The organism is Microbacterium sp. A8/3-1, assembly GCF_040267695.1.
Classification (GTDB): Bacteria; Actinomycetota; Actinomycetes; order Actinomycetales; family Microbacteriaceae; genus Microbacterium; species Microbacterium luteolum.
In genome coordinates this window covers 3,540,117-3,557,671 of record NZ_CP158357.1, presented here as the reverse complement: position 1 = coordinate 3,557,671, position 17,555 = coordinate 3,540,117, and the positions used below count along the sequence as shown (strand labels likewise).

The following is a 17,555-nucleotide window of genomic DNA, read 5'->3' as shown; positions in this document are numbered from 1 at the left end:
CGACGGCGTGCACTATTCAGCACGATCGTCGAACCTTGGCCCGAATCCGCCCGGTTCCGGGCGATCTGCGTGCGTTCTTGCTGAGTTGTGAACGTCGAGCCCGGCCCGACGACACCCTCAGGCCGGGATCAGCCCCTCGGCGGCGAGGTTCTCCCACAGCTCCTCGGGAATCTCCTGCGCCGCGTAGGCGGCGTTCTGGCGCAGCTGCTCAGGACGACTCCCGCCCACGACGACCGAGCGCACTCCCGAAGCCTGCAGCGGAAACTGGATCGCGGCGGCCGGCAGCGGCACGCCGTGGTCAGCGCAGACGGCGGCGATCCGCAGCAGCCGCTCCCACAGCTCGTCGGGCAGCTGTCCGTATTCGTAGCGTCCGTCGCGGCGCGGCTCGTTCGAGGCGAGCAGTCCGGAGTTGAAGACGGATGCCGCGACGATCCCGGTCCCCCGCTCCCGGCACGCCGGCAGCACATCGACGGCGGCGGGCTGCTCGAGCAGCGTGTAGCGCCCGGCGACCATGATGAGGTCGAGGTCGGCGGAGCGGACGGCAGCGGCCAGGGCATCCGACACCATCGATCCGATGCCGATCGCCGTGACCTCGCCCTCGGCGCGCAGCTGCTCCATGGCGGGAAAGGCCTCGGCGAGCGCGAGGTCCAGATCGTGGCGCTCCGGGTCGTGCAGGTAGAGCAGGTCGATGCGCTCGATGCCCAGGCGTTCGCGCGACTCGTCGAGGCTCCGACGGATGCCGTCGGCCGAGAAGTCCCACACGCGCTGGAGGTCGTCGGGCACGTGGAAGTCGTTCGCGGTGTCGAGTCCACCCGCGTGCTGCGGGTTCGGGCGCAGCAGCCGGCCCACCTTCGTGGACAGCACATACTCACCACGGGGCTTGGTCTGCAGGAACGCGCCGAGCCGGCGCTCCGACAGGCCGAGCCCGTAGTGCGGGGCGGTGTCGTAGTACCGGATACCGCTCTCCCACGCGGCATCCAGGACGGCCCAGGCCTCGTCGTCGGTCATCGCGCGGAACAGGTTGCCGACGTTCGCGGCCCCGTGGCCGAGGGCGGGCAGCTCGAGAGCAGCCGCGCGCTCAGACCCCGACATGCGCGCCCGTCCACGTGTAGGTGGCGATGCTGTCGGCCTTCATCTCCATGCCGGCGCCGGGCGCGGTCGGCGCCATGTACGAGCCGCCCTGGATGTCGGTCGGCACGACGAAGTGCTCGTGCAGGTGGTCGACGAATTCGATCATCCGGCCCTCGCGGGTACCCGTGACGGCCACGAAGTCGAACATCGACAGGTGCTGCACGGCCTCGCACAGGCCGACGCCACCGGCGTGCGGGCAGACCGGGATGCCGAACTTGGCCGCCAGCAGCAGGTTCGCGATGTTCTCGTTCACCCCGGCGACGCGCACGGCGTCGATCTGCATCACGGAGATCGCCTCGGCCTGGAGCAGCTGCTTGAAGATCACGCGGTTCTGCGCGTGCTCACCGGTGGCGACGCGGATGGGCGCGACTCCGCGGGCGATCTCGGCGTGACCGAGCACGTCGTCGGGGCTGGTCGGCTCCTCGATCCAGGCGGGGTGGAACTCGGCGAGCGCATTCACCCACTCGATCGCCTCGGACACCTCCCAGCGCTGGTTGGCGTCGATCGCGATCGGGAAGTCCGGCCCGCACACCTCGCGCGCCTTGCGGAAGCGGCGGATGTCGTCGTCGAGGTCGGCGCCCACCTTGAGCTTGATCTGGGTGAAGCCGTCGGCCATGGCCTCGCGAGCGAGCCGCTCGAGCTTCTCGTCGGAGTACCCGAGCCAGCCGGGACTCGTGGTGTACCCCGGGTAGCCCGTGGCGAGCAGCTCCTGCTCGCGCTCGGCGCGACCCGGCTCGGCGGCGCGCAGGATCTCGAGCGCATCCTCGGGAGTGAGGGCGTTGGTGAGGTAGCGGAAGTCGACGAGGTCGACGAGCTCCTCGGGCGTCATCCGGGCGAGCAGCTGCCAGAGGGGGAGCCCTGCGCGCTTCGCCTTGATGTCCCACAGCGCGTTGATGACCGCGCCGATCGCCATGTGCATGACGCCCTTCTCGGGGCCGAGCCAGCGCAGCTGCGAGTCGCCGATGATCGCCCGGAAGGTGCCGCCCATGTCGTAGAGGAGCGGCTCGACCTCGCGCCCGACCAGGTGCCCGGCGAGCGCGTCGATCGCCGCGACCTGCACGTCGTTGCCTCGGCCGATCGTGAACACGAAGGCGTGGCCCTCGATGCCGTCGTCGGCATCCGTGCGCACGACCACGTACGCCGCGGAGTAGTCCGGGTCGGGGTTCATCGCGTCCGAACCGTCGAGGCTGAGCGACGTGGGGAAGCGGATGTCGGTGGTGTCGAGGGCGACGATGCGGCTCACGGGGGTTCCTCTCCATGCGCGAGCTGTTTTCTTCGCGCGGATCTCTTGGAGTGTAAACATCGGATGTCTATACTGTCAACGAGACCGGCCGCGCAGAAGCGGCCCCATGACCGATCAGGAGAATCATGAAGTTCGCGCGGCTTGGCAACCCAGGGAGCGAGATCCCCGTCCTGGTGGAGGGTGACCGCCACCTCGACCTCCGCTCCCTGACATCCGATGTGAACGGTGAATTCCTCGCCGGCGACTTCCGCTCTCGCGTCGCCGCCGCACGTGACGCCGGCGAGCTCCCCGAGCTGGCGGATGCCGCTGCCCTCCGCATCGGAGCCCCGATCGCCCGGCCCAGTGCTGTGATCTGCGTCGGCATGAACTACGCGGCCCACGCGGCCGAATCGGGATCGCAGCCGCCGACCATCCCGATCATCTTCCTGAAGACCCCGAACACCGTGGTCGGCCCGAATGACGAGGTCACGATCCCGCGCGGCAGCGAGAAGACCGACTGGGAGGTCGAGCTCGGCATCGTCATCGGCGCGCGCACCTCCTACCTCGACTCCCCCGACGAGTCGATGACGCACGTGGCCGGCTTCGTGGTGGCCAACGACGTCTCCGAGCGCGCCTTCCAGATCGAGGTGTCGGGCGGGCAATGGTCGAAGGGCAAGATCGCGCCGGGCTTCAACCCGACCGGCCCGTGGCTGGTCACCCCCGACGAGGTCGACCATCACGCCCTCGGGCTGCGCAGCTTCGTCAACGGCGAGCCGCGTCAGGACTCGAACACGAGCGACATGATCTTCTCGGTCGAGCACATCGTGCACCACCTGTCCCAGTACGTCACGCTCGAGCCCGGTGACCTCATCCTCACCGGAACCCCGCAGGGCGTGGCGCTCTCGGGCAACTTCCCCTACCTCGCGGCCGGTGATGTCGTCGAGGTCGAGATCGACGGCCTGGGCCGTCAGCGACAGGAGTTCGTGGCATGGAAGGCACAGAAGTGACCGGCGCACTGGAAGGACTGGTGGCGATCGTCACCGGCGGAGCATCCGGCATCGGCGCGGCGATCGCGCACCGCCTGCACGCCGACGGGGCGCAGATCGCGGTGCTCGATCGCGACACCTCCGGAGCGGATGCCGCGTTCGCGGCGTTCACGGCCGACGTGTCGGACCGCGCGAGCGTCGACGCTGCTGTCGGCGCGGTCGCCGAGCGGTTCGGCCGCATCGACATCGTCGTGAACAACGCCGGCATCGGCGCGCAGGGCGACATCGCGGCGAACGACGACGACGAGTGGGCGCGCGTGCTCTCCATCAACGTCACCGGCATCGCGCGGGTGACCGCGGCGGCGCTGCCCTGGCTGCGGAAGTCGCCGTCGGCATCCGTCTGCAACACGGCATCCATCGCCTCCACGACCGGCTTGCCGCAGCGGGCGCTGTACAGCGCCTCCAAGGGCGCGGTCTCGGCGCTCACCCGGGCCATGGCCGCAGACCACCTGCGCGAGGGCATCCGCGTGAACGCCGTCAACCCGGGCACCGCCGACACCCCGTGGGTCGGGCGACTGCTGGACTCGGCATCCGACCCCGCTGCCGAGCGTGCGGCTCTCGAGGCACGGCAGCCGCACGGTCGGCTGGTGAGCCCCGACGAGGTCGCCGCTGCCGTCGCCTACCTGGTCGGCCCGTCGGCCGGTTCCACGACGGGAACGTTCATCGAGGTCGACGGCGGGATGGCGCAGCTCCGCCTGCGCGCGGAGTAGCTCCGGCCCACGGCATCCGTTCCGACGCTCCGGCGCGCCGGTCCGCCGGTCCGGTCGCGAAATCCGCCGCGCCCCCGCGTTCCGGTCGCAAACGATGCTGCCCCGCACGACCAGAGACGGCAGAAACTGCGACCGGAACGAGAACTCCCGACCTACTCCCCGCGCAACCAGCCCAGGATGCCGCGGCGCGGCGGCTCCGTCGCGTCCGGCCGCCCCCCGTCGCCCAGACCGTAGAAGCGCTCGGCGTTCGCCCACAGGATGGCGTCGACGTCGTGGCCGCGCGCTTCCGCCCAGGCCACCACGACCTCGAGCCAGCGCGAGCGCGCGGTCGCCTGGTACGCGGCAGCGCCGTCGTCCGACGCGTGCGGATCGCCGGACTCCGCCGGACCGATCGCCGAAACGGGCCAGTCGCTGCCCCACATCAGCCGCTCGACGCCGAAGGTGTCGGCGGCGACATCGAGGAACGGCTCGAGCTGCTCCCTGTTCCAGTTCCCCGCCGCCTCCGCGGGGAGCCCCGACAGCTTGCAGAAGACCTCCGGATGCCGCGACAGCTCGTCGAGATCTCGCACCCACTCCACCGAGGGCGTGCGCGGCGCATCAGCCGTGCCGACCTCGGGCTTGCCCAGGTGGTCGAGCACCATGCGAAGCTCCGGGATGGCACCGGCGAGACGGGCGACATCGGGCAGCTGGGCGGCACGGACGCACGCGTCGAAGGTCCACCCGCGCGCCGCGACCTCGCGCGCTCCGGTGACGAACGCGGTGGACACCGCGAGGCCGTCCGCCTCATCCTGCAGGTTGTGCCGCACCCCGACCACGAGCGACTGCGCGGCGAGCTCGTCGAGGTGCGTCGTCGTGTCGACTCCGCGGTCGAGGCGCACGCCGGCCACGATGCCGATCACGCCGATACGCTCCGCAAGGCTCTCGACCCAGCGCACCTCGTCGAGGAAGCGGTCCTCGGCCGTCTCGGCCTGCACGAACACGGCCTTCTCCTCTGCTGCGGCGCCCAGCCGCGCACGCTCCAGCTCGGCCTCGGCGAACCGGGCGTCGTACGGCCCCTCGAGCCAGGAGTACTCCAGAAGCTCCGGATCCCACAGGTGCAGGTGTGAATCGATGACGCGCATGCGTCCATCCTGCCTCAGACATCCGATCAATCGCTAGGATGACGCCATGGCCGTGACTGACGAGGCGATCGAGAAGATCAAAGCGATGATCGTGTCGGGCGAGCTCTCGCCCGGAGATCGACTCCCTCCGGAGAAGGAGCTGTCCGAGCGGCTCGGGCTCTCCCGCAACTCGATGCGCGAGGCGGTCAAGGCGCTCGAGGTGATCCGCGTGCTCGACGTGCGGCGCGGCGACGGCACCTACGTGACCAGTCTGGAGCCGCACCTCCTTCTCGAGGCCATCTCGTTCGTCGTCGACATGCACGATGACGACTCGATGCTCGAGATCTTCGCCGTGCGACGGATGCTGGAGTCGCAGGCGACCGGTCTCGCCGCGAACCTCGGCACCGATGAGGCGATCGCCGAGCTGGTGAGCGAGATCGACGGGATCGATGCCTCCGTCACGATCGAGGAGCTGGTGGAGCACGACATCCGCTTCCACCGGGAGATCGTCCGCATGGCGGGCAACGCCTACCTCGCGAGTCTGATCGAGCACCTCAGCAGCCAGACCGTGCGGGCCCGCGTCTGGCGCGGCCTCACCGAGGCCGGCGCGGTCGAGCGCACCCTGTCCGAGCATCGCGCGATCGCCGAGGCCATCGCGCAGCACGATTCCGCGCTCGCGACCTCCCTGACCACGGCGCACATCGCCGGCGTCGAACGGTGGCTGCGCCAGGCGGCATCCGCCTGAATCGAGCCTCGCGGCGCGCGGCGGCGCAACTTCTGCGGCCATCTCGAGCTTCTGCGGCCGCAATGCCCGGGATTGGCCGCAGAACTTCCGATCGGCCGCAGAACCTGCCCGCCGCCACAGGCGGCTCAGGCCCCGAGACGCCCCATCGCGGCGTCGAACTCGACGGCCGAGCGGTCGCTCACGTCGTGCAGCAGCATCCGCTCGATCACGTCGGGGGCCGCGGTGAAGTACGGCACGCCGAGCATGCGCAGTCCGACGATGTCCTCCGGCGAGCGCAGCGACGCCGCGAGCACGTCGGTACCGCTGCCGACGCAGACCTCCTGCATGCGGGCGATGACGTCTTCCGCGCCGGGGCCCGAGAAGCCGGTCTCGGCGGCGGCATCCCGCATCCGTCCGAGGTAGGGCGCGATGTACCGCACGCCGATGCTCGCGCTCACGAGCGCCTGGGCCACCGAGTAGACGGCGGTGACGAGCACGGTGGCGCCGTCGCGCACGAGAGCGGATGCCGCGGCGAAGCCGTCGGCCGTCGCCGGCACCTTGACCACGACCCGGTCTCCCAGGGTGCGGATGCCCTCGGCGTTGCGCAGGAAGGACGCGGTGTCGCCGCCCCAGGTCTGGAAGAAGATCTCCTGCGCACCTTCGGACTCCCAGCGCGCGTAGAGCTCGGGGATGTCGGCGGCTGTCCTGCCGCCGCGCTCGAGGATGGTCGGATTGGTCGTCACGCCGTGCACGACGCCCGCGGCGAGGAGCCGAGAGACGCGGTCGGTGTCGGCGCTGTCGACGTAGAGGCGGGGGGCGATCGCGGTCATCGGAGCTCCAGACACAGGAACCTGTCGTTACAGGTTCGGATTCGGCTAATGTAATGACAGCTGCAGACGCAAGTCAAAGAGGATCAGGAGCGAGATGTCCCCCGCACTTTCCGGTGATCGCTCCGGCGTCGTCATCGTCGGCAGCGTCACCGCTGATGTGACCACCTTCTCACAGCGACTCCCCGCCAGGGGCGAGACGATCCTCGGCGACGAGTTCACGCTCATGCTCGGCGGCAAGGGCGCGAATCAGGCGGTCGCCGCCGGTCGTTCCGGCGCCCGCACGAGCTTCGTGGGCTGCGTCGGCGACGACCTGTTCCACGACCTCGTGGTCGACGGCCTCGGCGAAGCGGGTGTCGACCTCACGCACCTGCGGACGGTTCCCGGCCCCACGGGCATCGCGCACATCCGGGTCGACGCCTCCGCGCAGAACGACATCGTGATGGTCCCGCTCGCCAACGCCTCGCTGAGCACCGAGCAGATCGACGCGGCGCTCGACGCGCTCGCATCGACGACCTCCGTCCTCCTCACGCAGCTCGAGACGCCGTCGGCCCTCACGGCCCACATCACGGCTCGAGGACGCGAGCACGGCATGACCGTGATCCTCGACCCGGCACCCGCGGCCGAGCTCCCGCCCGAGATCTGGCGGAGCGTCGACATCGTCACGCCGAACGAGACCGAGGCCTCGCTGATCAGCGGGATCGAGGTGACGGATGCCGCGACGGCGGAACTCGCCGGACTCTGGTTCCTCCGCCAGGGCGTCGGCGCCGCGGTGATCACGCTCGCAGGACAGGGCTCCTGCGTGGTGACCGGCGAGGGTGCGACCGTCATCCCGCCGTTCCCGGTCGAGGCGGTCGACACCACGGCCGCTGGCGACGCCTACGCCGGGTACCTCGGAGCCGCCCTCGCGAACGGCAGCACCCTGAACGAGGCCGTGCGCCTGGCGACGGCGGCCGGAGCACTGACCGTCACGAAGCAGGGCGCCTCGCCGAGCCTGCCGCACCGCGCCGAGGTCGACGCCTTCCTCGAGGCGCGGGAATCCGCGACCACCACGAACTGAGGAGAATCCATGCGCAAATCAGCGACCACGATCAATCCCGCGCTCTCGCGGGTGATCAGCGAGACCGGGCACACCGACCTGCTCGTCGTCACCGACGCGGGGCTGCCGATCCCGACCGGCTCCGAGCGCATCGACCTGGCCTACCGCCCCGGAGCACCGGCCTTCCTCGACGTGCTCGACACCGTGCTGGCCGAGCTCGTCGTCGAAGGCGCCACGGTGTCCGCCGAGGTCGCCGAGAAGAGTCCCGAAGTGCTCGACGCCCTGCGTGAGCGCTTCGCCGGGATGGGCTTCGAGATCGAGCTCGTGCCGCACGTGGAGTTCAAGAAGCTGACGCACGGCGCGCGGGCGTTCGTCCGCTCGGGAGAGTTCACTCCCTATGCGAACGTCATCCTGCACGCGGGGGTCGCGTACTGACATGACCGGCACCAGCAGCGATACCGCGACCGACGACACGATCGACCGGCACTCCGCCGCACCGATGTACGACCAGCTGCGCCAGCTGATCATCGACGGCATCGCGCGCGACGGTCTGCAACCGGGCGACCCGCTCCCCGGGGAGCACCGTCTGTGCGAGCGGTACGGCATCTCCCGCACGGTCGTGCGTCAGGCGCTCGCCCAGCTCGAGCACGAGGGGCTGGTCGAGCGGGTCAAGGGCAAGGGCACGTTCGTGTCGCGGCCGCGCACGAGCGAGAGTCTCGTGCACACGCTGGTCGGTCTGTACGACGACGTCGAGCGCCGCGGCGGGCACGTGCACAGCGATGTGCTGCGGCACGAGCGGACGACCGCCGACGACGAGATCGCCGCGGCGCTGGAGCTGCCTGCCGGGTCGCCGGTCGTCGTGCTGGAGCGTCTGCGTCATGTCGACGGCGAGCCGTGGTCGCTGTCGACGACGTGGATGCCGGATGCCGTAGGCGCCGTGACCCTCGACGCCGACCTGACCGAGGCGTCGCTGTACCGCCTCCTGGCCGACAACGGCATCGTCGCGACGCATGGCGTCCGTTCGGCGGAGGCCACGGTCGCGACCCACGAGCAGGCGCAGCTCCTCGGCGTCAGCGCGGGTTCGGCCCTGCTGCGGCTGCGCAGCGTGAGCCGCAGCGCCGACGGGACGCCGATGGAGTACTTCATCGCCTACCACCGCGGGGATCGGTCGCGTTTCGAGTTCCAGCTGCAGCAGGAGCAGTCGCAGGCATCTCTCCTGCACGTCGACGGCGACGGCGGTGCTTCTCCCGCAGGAACGGTCGGCTGAAGAGGGTCTGCCGCCGTCATCCCGCCGGGTGTACCGTCGCCGCATGATCACCGACGATCCCACCCTGACCAACCCGGATCACTACCGCACGCTCTGGGAGAACGAGCACGTCCGCGTCCTCGAGTACACCGACGAGCCCGGCGACAAGACGACGCCGCATGACCACCCGAACAGCGTGATGGTCACCCTCAGCGACTTCTCCCGTCGCCTCAGCGCCGGCGAGCGCACGTTCGACACCTCGCTGCCCTCCGGACAGGCCGTGTGGATCCCCGCGCAGCGCCATTCCGGCGAGAACACCGGGACGACCCCGACCCACACGATCCTCGTCGAGCTCAAAGGCGATGCCGCCGGGGAGCAGTCATCCGGAACCCTGGGGCCCGCGCAGCCCGCGGGCGCCTGACGATCTCTCCTGCACGTCGACGGTGCTGGCGAGATACTCCCCAGGGCACGGCCGCCTGAGCAGATCTGCCCGCACGGTCGACGACGGAAACGGCTACCTTTCGGAAAGAGGCATCCGGCAGGTGCCGTCGATCCAGGGGGAGAACGATGACAGACGAGCAGACGGGGGCAGAGCCGGACAACGTCATTCCGCCTCCACCGGCGGATGCGGGCGGCCAGGCTCCGAGTTTTCCGCCCGTCGTCCCGCTCGCGCCACCCGTGAGTGCGCCCGTTCCTCCCGCGCAGCCCGCTGCGCCCTTACCTCCCTACGCGACTGCGGGCGGCTACCCGGCTCCCGGTCCGGCATACGCAGCTCCGCCTGCCGCCAAGAGCTCGAACGCCCTCGGCATCGTGCTGGCCGTGGTCGGCGGTCTCGTCATCTTCGCGGTTGTCGGCGTGGCGCTGCTCGTCGGGTTCCTCGTCCGCGGGCCGGACGAGGCTTCACCGCCCGCCCCGGTGCCGAGTCCGAGCGCGTTCGCCGAAGACCCGGATAGGCCGTCGGACGACGGCGATGAGCCTGCCGATCCCGACGCGGACGCCTCCGGGATCGCGGATCGGCTCGAGGCGAAGATCGAGGAGTACAAGCGCCTGCGCGACTCCGGGGCGCTCTGGCAGACGATCCCGGACAACGAGTACAACCGCACCGCCGTCACGGCCTTCCTGTACCTGATGACCGACATGAAGGTCGCGACGATCTGGGGGATCGACGAGCAGCAGGCGCAGGAGTACGACGAACGGATGGCGATGCTCGAGGAGCGCCTGCTCGCGCAGCAGCCGCTCGGCGACGACATCAAGATCACCTTGGAGGACAAGGCCTTCACCTACGACGGCGAGACCGGCGAAGGCGGCTACACCGACAAGTGAGCGGGCGCGTTACGCTCGATCCGTGACCTCCTGGACCAGCACCGCGATCGCCCTGCTGGAAGCCGATGCCAATCGCAGCGCCGACACGCATCTGCATCTGTTCCCGCTGCCGCCCGAGTGGGGCATCGATCTGTACCTGAAGGACGAGTCGGTGCATCCGACCGGCTCCCTCAAGCACCGCCTCGCGCGCTCGCTCCTGCTCTACGGGCTCGTCAACGGCCGCATCCACGAGAACACGACGCTCGTCGAGTCATCCAGCGGATCGACGGCAGTGTCGGAGGCGTACTTCGCGCGGATGCTGGGACTCCCGTTCGTGACCGTCGTGCCGCGTTCCACCAGCCAGGAGAAGATCGACCTCATCGAGTTCTACGGCGGTCGCTGCCACTTCGTCGATCGCGCCGAGGACATGTCGCCCGAGGCGCAGCGCCTCGCCTCGGACTGCCACGGTCACTACCTCGACCAGTTCACGTTCGCCGAGCGCGCGACCGACTGGCGGGGCAACAACAACATCGCGGAGAGCGTCTTCAGCCAGCTCTCGCAGGAGCGGCATCCGATCCCCCGCTGGATCGTCGTGGGAGCCGGAACGGGCGGCACGAGCGCGACCTTCGGCCGGTATGTGAAGTACCGCCGCCACGAGACGCAGATCGCCGTGGTCGACCCGGAGGGCTCGGCGTTCTACGACGGCTGGGCCGGCACGGTCGACGCCCCCGCCGGACGCCCGAGCCGCATCGAGGGCATCGGACGGCCCCGCGTCGAGCCGTCGTTCGTACCGAGCGTGATCGACGAGATGATCCGCGTGCCGGATGCCGGTTCGATCGCGGCGATCCGTATGCTGCGCGCACGCACCCTGCACTGGGCGGGCGGGTCGACGGGCACGAACCTCTACGGCGCGTTCCAGCTCATCGCCCGGATGCGTGCGGCCGGCGAGACCGGCAGCGTCGTGACGCTCATCTGCGACAGCGGCGTCCGCTACGCGGGCACCTACTATTCCGACGAGTGGGTCGCAGCCCAGGGCTGGGACCTCGCCCCGCACCGCGCCCGGCTGGAGTCCTTCCTCGAGACGGGAGTCTGGGCCGACTGACGTCCGCGCCCTTGGCCCCCTGACCCGCACCCTGGGCCCCCGACCCGCAACCCTGGGTCCCTGAGCTTGTCGAAGGGCCCCACACGAGGCTTCGACAGGCTCAGCGACCCAGCCGGTCCGTGCCGGTCGACCGCGTTACGCTGGCCGCATGACAACTCTGATCCTCACCGTCGCCGGAGCAGACCGTCCCGGCCTTGTCGCCGCCGTCGCCGATGTCGTCGATGCGCACGGCGGCAACTGGGAGAACAGCTCGCTGGCCGAGCTCGCCGGCACCTTCGCCGGCGTCATCGAGGTCTCCGTCGCCGAAGACCGCGCACCCGAGCTGCAGACCGCGCTGCGAAGCCTGCAGGGTCAAGGCTTGCTGACCCTCGCCGTGCTCACCGGCACCCCAGCCGCAGACATCGAAGACGACCAGCTCCTCACGATCCGGGTGCTCGGCAACGACCGCCACGGCATCGTCCGCGAGATCTCGACCGTGCTGAGCTCGCACGCTCTGAGCATCGAGGAGCTGGCCACCGAGACCCGGGATGCCGCGATGGCCGGCGGGCGCCTGTTCGAGGCATCCGTCACGGCGCGGGTCCCGGCATCCGTCGACCTCGACGCGCTGCGCGCCGACCTCGAGCGCATCGCGGCGGAGATCCAGGTCGACATCACCCTCGCCTGATTGCCGAGCCGCCCCCTTGGGCGCGAACCGGCCCTCTGCGAACGCACAGAAGAGGCCGGTTCGTCCCTAGAGGGGCGGGTCGACGCAGAGCTACTCCGCCTGCTCCTCGACCTCGGTGTACTTGCGCACCCAGTACTCCGTGTACGCGACGTGCGATGACGCCGCCGCAGAGGCAGCGACCGGATCGGCCGCGGCGAGACCGCGCAGGATCGCCCGGTGCCCGGCATCCGAGTGCAGCTTGAGCTCCGCGGCGTCGTGCGCATCGTGGATCCGGTAGGCGCGCGAGCGCGACCGGAGCACATCGATGAGGCTGGTGAGGGCGTCGTTGCCGGCGACCTTCGAGATCGTCATGTGGAACTCATGGTCGAGCCGCGAATGATCATCGAAGTCGTCGCTCTCCTCGATCTCGCCCAGGAGCTCATCGAGCTTCTCCACCGTCTCGGCATCGATGCGTGCTGCGGCGAGCGCCGCGGCGTGCGGTTCGAGCACCCGGCGCAGCTCGGTGAGCTCGAGCACCCCCGCCATCGGCAACAGCCCGACGGTGAGCGACAGGCTCCCGATCAGGTCGGCGGCCCGCAGCTCGCTCACATAGCTGCCCGACCCGTGCCGGGTCTCGAGCACGCCGAGGGCGCCGAGCGTGCGGATCGCTTCACGCAGGGATCCGCGGGAGACGCCGAGCGTCTCGCACAGCTCGCCTTCGCTGGGCAGCCGGTCTCCCGGCCGCAGCGCACCGTCGGCGATGAGCGCCCGCAGTCCGTGCAGCGCTTTGTCCAACGCGCTCATCGTGTTCCTCTCTGGCACTCGGATCTCCTGTGAGTCTGTCGGACGCGAACGACGCGACCAAGTCGTATGACGACTTTATTAAATTATCCGTGATATCTGGTGATCTAGCCAGCGCTATGGCAAAGTTGTGCAACAACTCCCCCCCCCGACGTGTTGAAGAGGACCTATGCAGGCCACCGGTTTCCCCGCCCCGATCCGACTGAGGTCGTTCGACCGCGCGCGGAATGCCTGGCCCCTGGATCCGGCGATCATCCATCTGAACCACGGCTCGTTCGGCGCCGTCCCCACGACCGTCGTCGAACAGCAGGACGCACTCCGACGCAAGGCGGATCTCAGCCCGGTCGAGTGGTTCCCCCGCATCGCCGAACGCGTCCGCGCCGCCCGTGAGCGCACAGCTCCCTTCGTGGGCGCACGCCCCGAGGACAGCGCCTTCGTGCCGAACGCGTCCGCCGCCGCGACCGTGGTCTACAACGCCCTCCGCCTCGAGAGCGGGGACGAGATCCTCGTCACCGATCAGGGGTACGGCGCGATCACGATGGGGGCGCAGCGCCTCGCCCGTCGCTTCGGCGCGACCGTGCGGGTCGTCGAGCTTCCGCTGCTGGGTTCCGACGACGAGATCGTCGAGCGCTTCGCCGACGCACTCACCGCACGAACGAAACTCATCGTCGTCGACCAGATCACCTCCCCCACAGCCCGTCTCCTCCCGACGCGGCGCATCGCCGCACTCGCGGCCGAGCGGGGCGTGCGCACCCTCGTCGACGGCGCCCACGCGCCCGGTCTCGTCGCGGATGCCGCGGCCATCGCCGGCGGCGACTGGTGGTTCGGCAACCTGCACAAGTGGCCCTGCGCTCCGCGCGGCTCGGCCCTGCTCGTCACCGAGACCCACGACCGCGAGGAGCTCTGGCCCCTCATCGACTCGTGGGCCGCGCAGGAGTCCTTCCCGACGCGCTTCGACACGCAGGGCACGATCGACGCGACGACCTACCTCACCACCCCGGCCGCGATCGACTTCATCGAGAGCGAGTACGGCTGGCAGCGGGCGCGCGAGACGATGGCCGTCCTGGCGGATGCCGGTGCCGAGATCATCGCCGAGGGCTTCCGCCCGTACGCGGACGAAGAGCCCCTCACCCCGCTTCCCTCTCCCGTGCCGTCGATGCGGCTCGTCCGCCTTCCCCTCGGCCTCGGTGCCACGCGGGAGGAAGCCGACGCCCTGCGCATGGACCTGCTCGACGAGACCGGCGTCGAGACCGCGTTCACGAGCTTCCGCGGCATCGGCTACTTCCGCCTCTCGGCGCACCTCTACTCCGAGGCCTCCGACTTCGAGGCTTTCGTCGAGCGCTGCATCCCGCAGATCCTCCAGCGCGCCGGCATCCGGCCCGCGGCATCCGTCATCATCCCCTGACCCGCACCCCCACCCGAAACCCGCACCCCACCCGAAACACCAACTGAGAGGCACATCGTGAAGAACAAGATCTTGACGACAGCAGCAGGCATCGGCACCGTCGCCGTCCTCGCGCTCACCGGCTGCTCCGCCGGCGGCGGCCCGTCCGCCGACGGGACCGTCACCCTGCAGATGGTCGAGAGCCTGACCAACCCGGCCCGCACCGACCTCATCCGCGGGCTCCTCGACGAGTTCGAGAAGGAGAACCCGAAGATCAAGGTCAACCTGGTCTCTCCTCCCACCGAGCAGGCGGATGCGAAGATCCAGCAGATGCTGCAGTCCGGCAAGGGCGTCGACCTCCTCGAGGTGCGCGACATCACGGTCGGACCGTTCGCCAACAACGGCTGGCTGTACGACCTGGGCGACGACCTGAAGGACTGGGACGGCTGGGACGCCCTGACCGACAACGCCAAGTCCGCATCGGTCGCCGAGGACGGCAAGAGCTACTTCGTCCCCTACGGCTTCTACGGCCTGTCGCTGTTCTACCGCACCGACCTCGTCGAGAAGGCCGGGTTCGACGGCCCGCCGAAGAGCTGGGAAGACCTGCTCGAGCAGGCATCCGCGATCCAGGACCCGTCGAACAACGTCTACGGCTACGCCTTCCGCGGCGGCCCCAACGCGAACAGCAACGTGGTCGCCGCCATCGAGGCGTACACGATCGACGGCCTGAACGTCGACGATGCCTTCCTGATGAAGGACGGCTCGACGATCTTCGCCGCCCCCGAGGCGCAGGATGCCGTGGACGACTACTTCGACCTCTTCAAGGAGGCATCGCCGCCCTCGGCCGTGTCGTGGGGCTACCCCGAGATGGTGGCCGGCTTCACGAACGGAACCACGGCGTTCCTGCTGCAGGACCCCGAGGTCATCGCGACCGTGCAGGACTCGAACCTCACCGAGGACCAGTGGGACACCGCTCCCCTGCTCACCGGGCCCTCGGGCAAGGCCGCGCAGCCGCTGGCCGTGGCCGGATGGGGCGTCGCCGAGGCGAGCGAGAACAAGGAGGCGGCGGTGAAGCTCGTCGAGTTCCTCTCGTCGGCCGAGCCCGCCACCGAATTCGCGCAGGCGAACAGCCTCGTGCCGATCATCACCGACGCTGCCGACGACGAGTTCTACTCCACGGGCCCGTGGACGAGCTACGTCACCATGACGGAGAACCCCGACACCTACGTCAACGTGCGCCAGCCGCGCGGTGTCAGCTGGTGGACCGAGTGGATCCAGAAGTCCGACCAGGATGTGCAGAACGTGCTCCTCGGCAACATGTCGACCAGCGACCTGCTGGCCTCCTGGGATCAGTTCTGGACCGAGAAGTACGCCGCGGAGAAGGGCTGACCCGTGGCCCTGACCGCTCGTGAGGGAGGCTCCGCCGCCACTGCATCCGTGCAGTCGCGCGGCGGGGGCTCCCCCGGCCCTCGCCGCCGGCAGTTCCGCGGCCGGCATGCGCTGACGCTCCTGGCCTTCATGGCCCCGGCGATCGTCTTCGTGTGCTGGTTCACGTACTGGCCGATGCTGCAGGGCGCCCGCATGGCCTTCCACGACTGGAACCTCTGGGACCTCACGTCGACCCCGTTCGTCGGCTTCGACAACTTCGTCGCGGTGTTCCAGGACCCGGCGTTCCCCGTCGTCGCCTGGAACTCGATCCTCTGGGTGGTCGGGTCCCTCGTCCCGCAGCTGGTGATCGGCTTCCTCATCGCGCTCGCCCTGCGCAAGCGGTTCCGCTTCCGCGGGCTCTACCAGGCCCTCGTGTTCTTCCCGTGGGCCGTGTCGGGCTTCCTCATCGGGATGCTGTTCCGCTGGATGTTCAACGCCGAGTTCGGCGTGGTGAACGACCTGCTGATGAAGGCCGGCCTCATCGACGCGCCGCTCCCCTGGCTCGCCGACCCGAAGCTCGCGATGATCGCCGTGATCGTCGCCAACATCTGGTACGGCGTGACGTTCTTCGCGATCATGATCCTGGCCGCGCTCCAGTCCGTCCCGGACGAGATGCTGGAGGCCGCGAGCCTCGACGGCGCCGGCAAGGTGCGGCAGCTGTTCTCGATCATCATCCCGTACATCGCCGTGACGCTGCTGCTCACGATCCTGCTGCGCGTGATCTGGATCTTCAACTTCCCGGACATCATCTACGCCATGACCAACGGCGGGCCCGCGAACCAGACCCACATCATCACGACCTGGATGATCAACTACACCCAGCAGGGCAACTACGGCCTCGCGAGCGCGATCGGCCTCATCGTCGTCGCGTTCCTGTTCGTGTTCTGCGCGTTCTACCTGATGGCGATGCGGAAGGCCCAGCGATGACCGTCACCGGCACGACAGGCACGGGCAGTTCGATGACGGAGACCCGGCGTCTCACCGTCCCCGACCTGGCAAAGGCTCCGCGACAGAAGCGCCGGGTGACCGCCGGCGGAGTGGTGCGGGTCGTCGGCCTCGGGCTGTGGCTCGTGATCACCCTCTTCCCGCTGTACTGGATCGCACTGACATCGATCAAGTCGCCGGGCACGATCAACCGGTTCCCGATCGAGTACTGGCCCAGCGAGCCCTCGTTCGAGAACTACGTGAGCCTGTTCCAGCAGAGCTCGTTCGCGGTGTTCCTCGGCAACTCGGCCCTGGTGGCGATCGTCGCGGGAGCGGTGGCGACGCTGATCGCCCTGCTCTCCGCCTACGTGATCGCCCGCTTCGAGTTCCGCGGCAAGGGCGCGGTGCTGATCGCGTTCCTGCTCACGCAGATGATCCCGGCGTTCATCGCCCTGGGGCCGCTGTACTCGATGATGACCGACCTGGGCCTGGTCGACACGAAGCCCGGCCTGATCCTCGTCTACATCGCGATCTGCATCCCGTTCTCGACGGTCATGCTGCGCGGCTTCTTCGAGAACGTGCCCGACGCGCTGGAGGAGGCGGCGATGATCGACGGATGCTCCCGCCTCGGGGCCCTGTTCCGCGTGCTGGTCCCGGTCATGACGCCCGGCATCATCGCGGCGTTCATCTTCAACTTCGTGAACTGCTGGAACGAGCTGTTCCTGTCGGTCGTGCTGATGAACACCGACGCGAACCGCACTGTCCCCTCGGCGCTGAACGGCTTCATCTCGACGTTCAACATCGACTGGGGCTCCATGAGCGCCGCCGCGGTCCTCACGATCCTGCCGACCATGGCGATGTTCGCGCTCGCGAGCCGCTGGATCGTGCAGGGCCTGACCGCGGGTGCGGTGAAGGAGTAGCCCCAC

General features: G+C 69.4%; 19 protein-coding genes. 14 read left to right on the top strand and 5 right to left on the bottom strand.

Annotation, left to right across the window (positions count from 1 at the left end; all coding sequences use genetic code 11):
* Positions 1-117: 117 nt before the first annotated feature.
* Positions 118-1,092 (bottom strand): aldo/keto reductase, encoded by a 975-nt coding sequence (locus ABS642_RS17440; RefSeq protein WP_350351111.1) that lies wholly within the window; start codon positions 1,090-1,092, stop codon positions 118-120.
* Positions 1,079-2,374 (bottom strand): L-fuconate dehydratase, encoded by a 1,296-nt coding sequence (locus ABS642_RS17435; RefSeq protein ID WP_350351110.1) that lies wholly within the window; start codon positions 2,372-2,374, stop codon positions 1,079-1,081. Before ABS642_RS17435 ends, ABS642_RS17440 begins: the two co-directional genes overlap by 14 nt.
* 125 nt (positions 2,375-2,499) lie before the next feature.
* Here ABS642_RS17435 and ABS642_RS17430 point away from each other — a divergent pair, with 125 nt between their 5' ends.
* Entirely contained in the window at positions 2,500-3,360 is an 861-nt protein-coding gene (locus ABS642_RS17430; RefSeq protein WP_350351109.1) for a fumarylacetoacetate hydrolase family protein, read from the top strand.
* Positions 3,342-4,109 (top strand): SDR family oxidoreductase, encoded by a 768-nt coding sequence (locus ABS642_RS17425; RefSeq protein ID WP_350351108.1) that lies wholly within the window; start codon positions 3,342-3,344, stop codon positions 4,107-4,109. Before ABS642_RS17430 ends, ABS642_RS17425 begins: the two co-directional genes overlap by 19 nt.
* A gap of 152 nt (positions 4,110-4,261) precedes the next feature.
* Here ABS642_RS17425 and ABS642_RS17420 read toward each other — a convergent pair whose 3' ends face one another.
* A complete protein-coding gene (locus tag ABS642_RS17420; RefSeq protein ID WP_350351107.1) occupies positions 4,262-5,230 on the bottom strand; it encodes an amidohydrolase family protein in 969 nt (322 codons plus the stop codon).
* A 46-nt stretch (positions 5,231-5,276) separates the two neighbouring features.
* Between ABS642_RS17420 and ABS642_RS17415 the strand changes: the two genes are divergently transcribed.
* On the top strand, positions 5,277-5,954 hold the full coding sequence (locus tag ABS642_RS17415; RefSeq protein ID WP_350351106.1) for a FadR/GntR family transcriptional regulator: 678 nt from the start codon (positions 5,277-5,279) through the stop codon (positions 5,952-5,954).
* Positions 5,955-6,079: 125 nt separating this feature from the next.
* Here ABS642_RS17415 and ABS642_RS17410 read toward each other — a convergent pair whose 3' ends face one another.
* Positions 6,080-6,763 carry a transaldolase family protein gene (locus tag ABS642_RS17410; RefSeq protein WP_350351105.1) on the bottom strand — a complete coding sequence of 228 codons (684 nt, stop codon included), beginning with the start codon at positions 6,761-6,763 and terminating at the stop codon, positions 6,080-6,082.
* A gap of 94 nt (positions 6,764-6,857) precedes the next feature.
* Between ABS642_RS17410 and ABS642_RS17405 the strand changes: the two genes are divergently transcribed.
* From ABS642_RS17405 to ABS642_RS17375, 7 genes are all read left to right on the top strand, one after another.
* The gene (locus ABS642_RS17405) at positions 6,858-7,820 is read left to right on the top strand and encodes a ribokinase (RefSeq protein ID WP_282215791.1); all 963 of its coding nucleotides are present in this window, start codon (positions 6,858-6,860) and stop codon (positions 7,818-7,820) included.
* Between the two features lie 9 nt (positions 7,821-7,829).
* Positions 7,830-8,234 carry a D-ribose pyranase gene (rbsD, locus tag ABS642_RS17400; RefSeq protein WP_282215790.1) on the top strand — a complete coding sequence of 135 codons (405 nt, stop codon included), beginning with the start codon at positions 7,830-7,832 and terminating at the stop codon, positions 8,232-8,234.
* Between the two features lies 1 nt (position 8,235).
* Positions 8,236-9,066, top strand: a complete 831-nt coding sequence (locus ABS642_RS17395; RefSeq protein ID WP_350351104.1) for a GntR family transcriptional regulator — start codon at positions 8,236-8,238, stop codon at positions 9,064-9,066.
* A 43-nt stretch (positions 9,067-9,109) separates the two neighbouring features.
* Positions 9,110-9,466: a cytoplasmic protein gene (locus tag ABS642_RS17390; RefSeq protein WP_350351103.1), complete on the top strand. Its 357-nt coding sequence runs from the start codon at positions 9,110-9,112 to the stop codon at positions 9,464-9,466.
* A 146-nt stretch (positions 9,467-9,612) separates the two neighbouring features.
* Positions 9,613-10,368 (top strand): hypothetical protein, encoded by a 756-nt coding sequence (locus ABS642_RS17385; protein WP_350351102.1) that lies wholly within the window; start codon positions 9,613-9,615, stop codon positions 10,366-10,368.
* A 22-nt stretch (positions 10,369-10,390) separates the two neighbouring features.
* Positions 10,391-11,449, top strand: coding sequence for a PLP-dependent cysteine synthase family protein (locus tag ABS642_RS17380; protein WP_350351101.1), 1,059 nt, complete (start codon positions 10,391-10,393; stop codon positions 11,447-11,449).
* A 148-nt stretch (positions 11,450-11,597) separates the two neighbouring features.
* Positions 11,598-12,113, top strand: a complete 516-nt coding sequence (locus tag ABS642_RS17375; RefSeq protein WP_350351100.1) for an ACT domain-containing protein — start codon at positions 11,598-11,600, stop codon at positions 12,111-12,113.
* Positions 12,114-12,203: 90 nt separating this feature from the next.
* Here ABS642_RS17375 and ABS642_RS17370 read toward each other — a convergent pair whose 3' ends face one another.
* Positions 12,204-12,896, bottom strand: coding sequence for an FCD domain-containing protein (locus ABS642_RS17370; protein ID WP_350351099.1), 693 nt, complete (start codon positions 12,894-12,896; stop codon positions 12,204-12,206).
* A 166-nt stretch (positions 12,897-13,062) separates the two neighbouring features.
* Between ABS642_RS17370 and ABS642_RS17365 the strand changes: the two genes are divergently transcribed.
* The 4 genes from ABS642_RS17365 to ABS642_RS17350 are packed head-to-tail and all read left to right on the top strand — an operon-like array spanning position 13,063 to position 17,549.
* A complete protein-coding gene (locus ABS642_RS17365; protein WP_350351098.1) occupies positions 13,063-14,298 on the top strand; it encodes an aminotransferase class V-fold PLP-dependent enzyme in 1,236 nt (411 codons plus the stop codon).
* Positions 14,299-14,355: 57 nt separating this feature from the next.
* Positions 14,356-15,666 carry a sugar ABC transporter substrate-binding protein gene (locus tag ABS642_RS17360; RefSeq protein WP_350351097.1) on the top strand — a complete coding sequence of 437 codons (1,311 nt, stop codon included), beginning with the start codon at positions 14,356-14,358 and terminating at the stop codon, positions 15,664-15,666.
* A 3-nt stretch (positions 15,667-15,669) separates the two neighbouring features.
* Positions 15,670-16,632 carry a sugar ABC transporter permease gene (locus tag ABS642_RS17355; RefSeq protein WP_350351096.1) on the top strand — a complete coding sequence of 321 codons (963 nt, stop codon included), beginning with the start codon at positions 15,670-15,672 and terminating at the stop codon, positions 16,630-16,632.
* Positions 16,629-17,549 (top strand): carbohydrate ABC transporter permease, encoded by a 921-nt coding sequence (locus tag ABS642_RS17350; RefSeq protein ID WP_350351095.1) that lies wholly within the window; start codon positions 16,629-16,631, stop codon positions 17,547-17,549. The genes ABS642_RS17355 and ABS642_RS17350 overlap by 4 nt, the downstream gene beginning before the upstream one ends.
* Positions 17,550-17,555 lie beyond the last annotated feature (6 nt).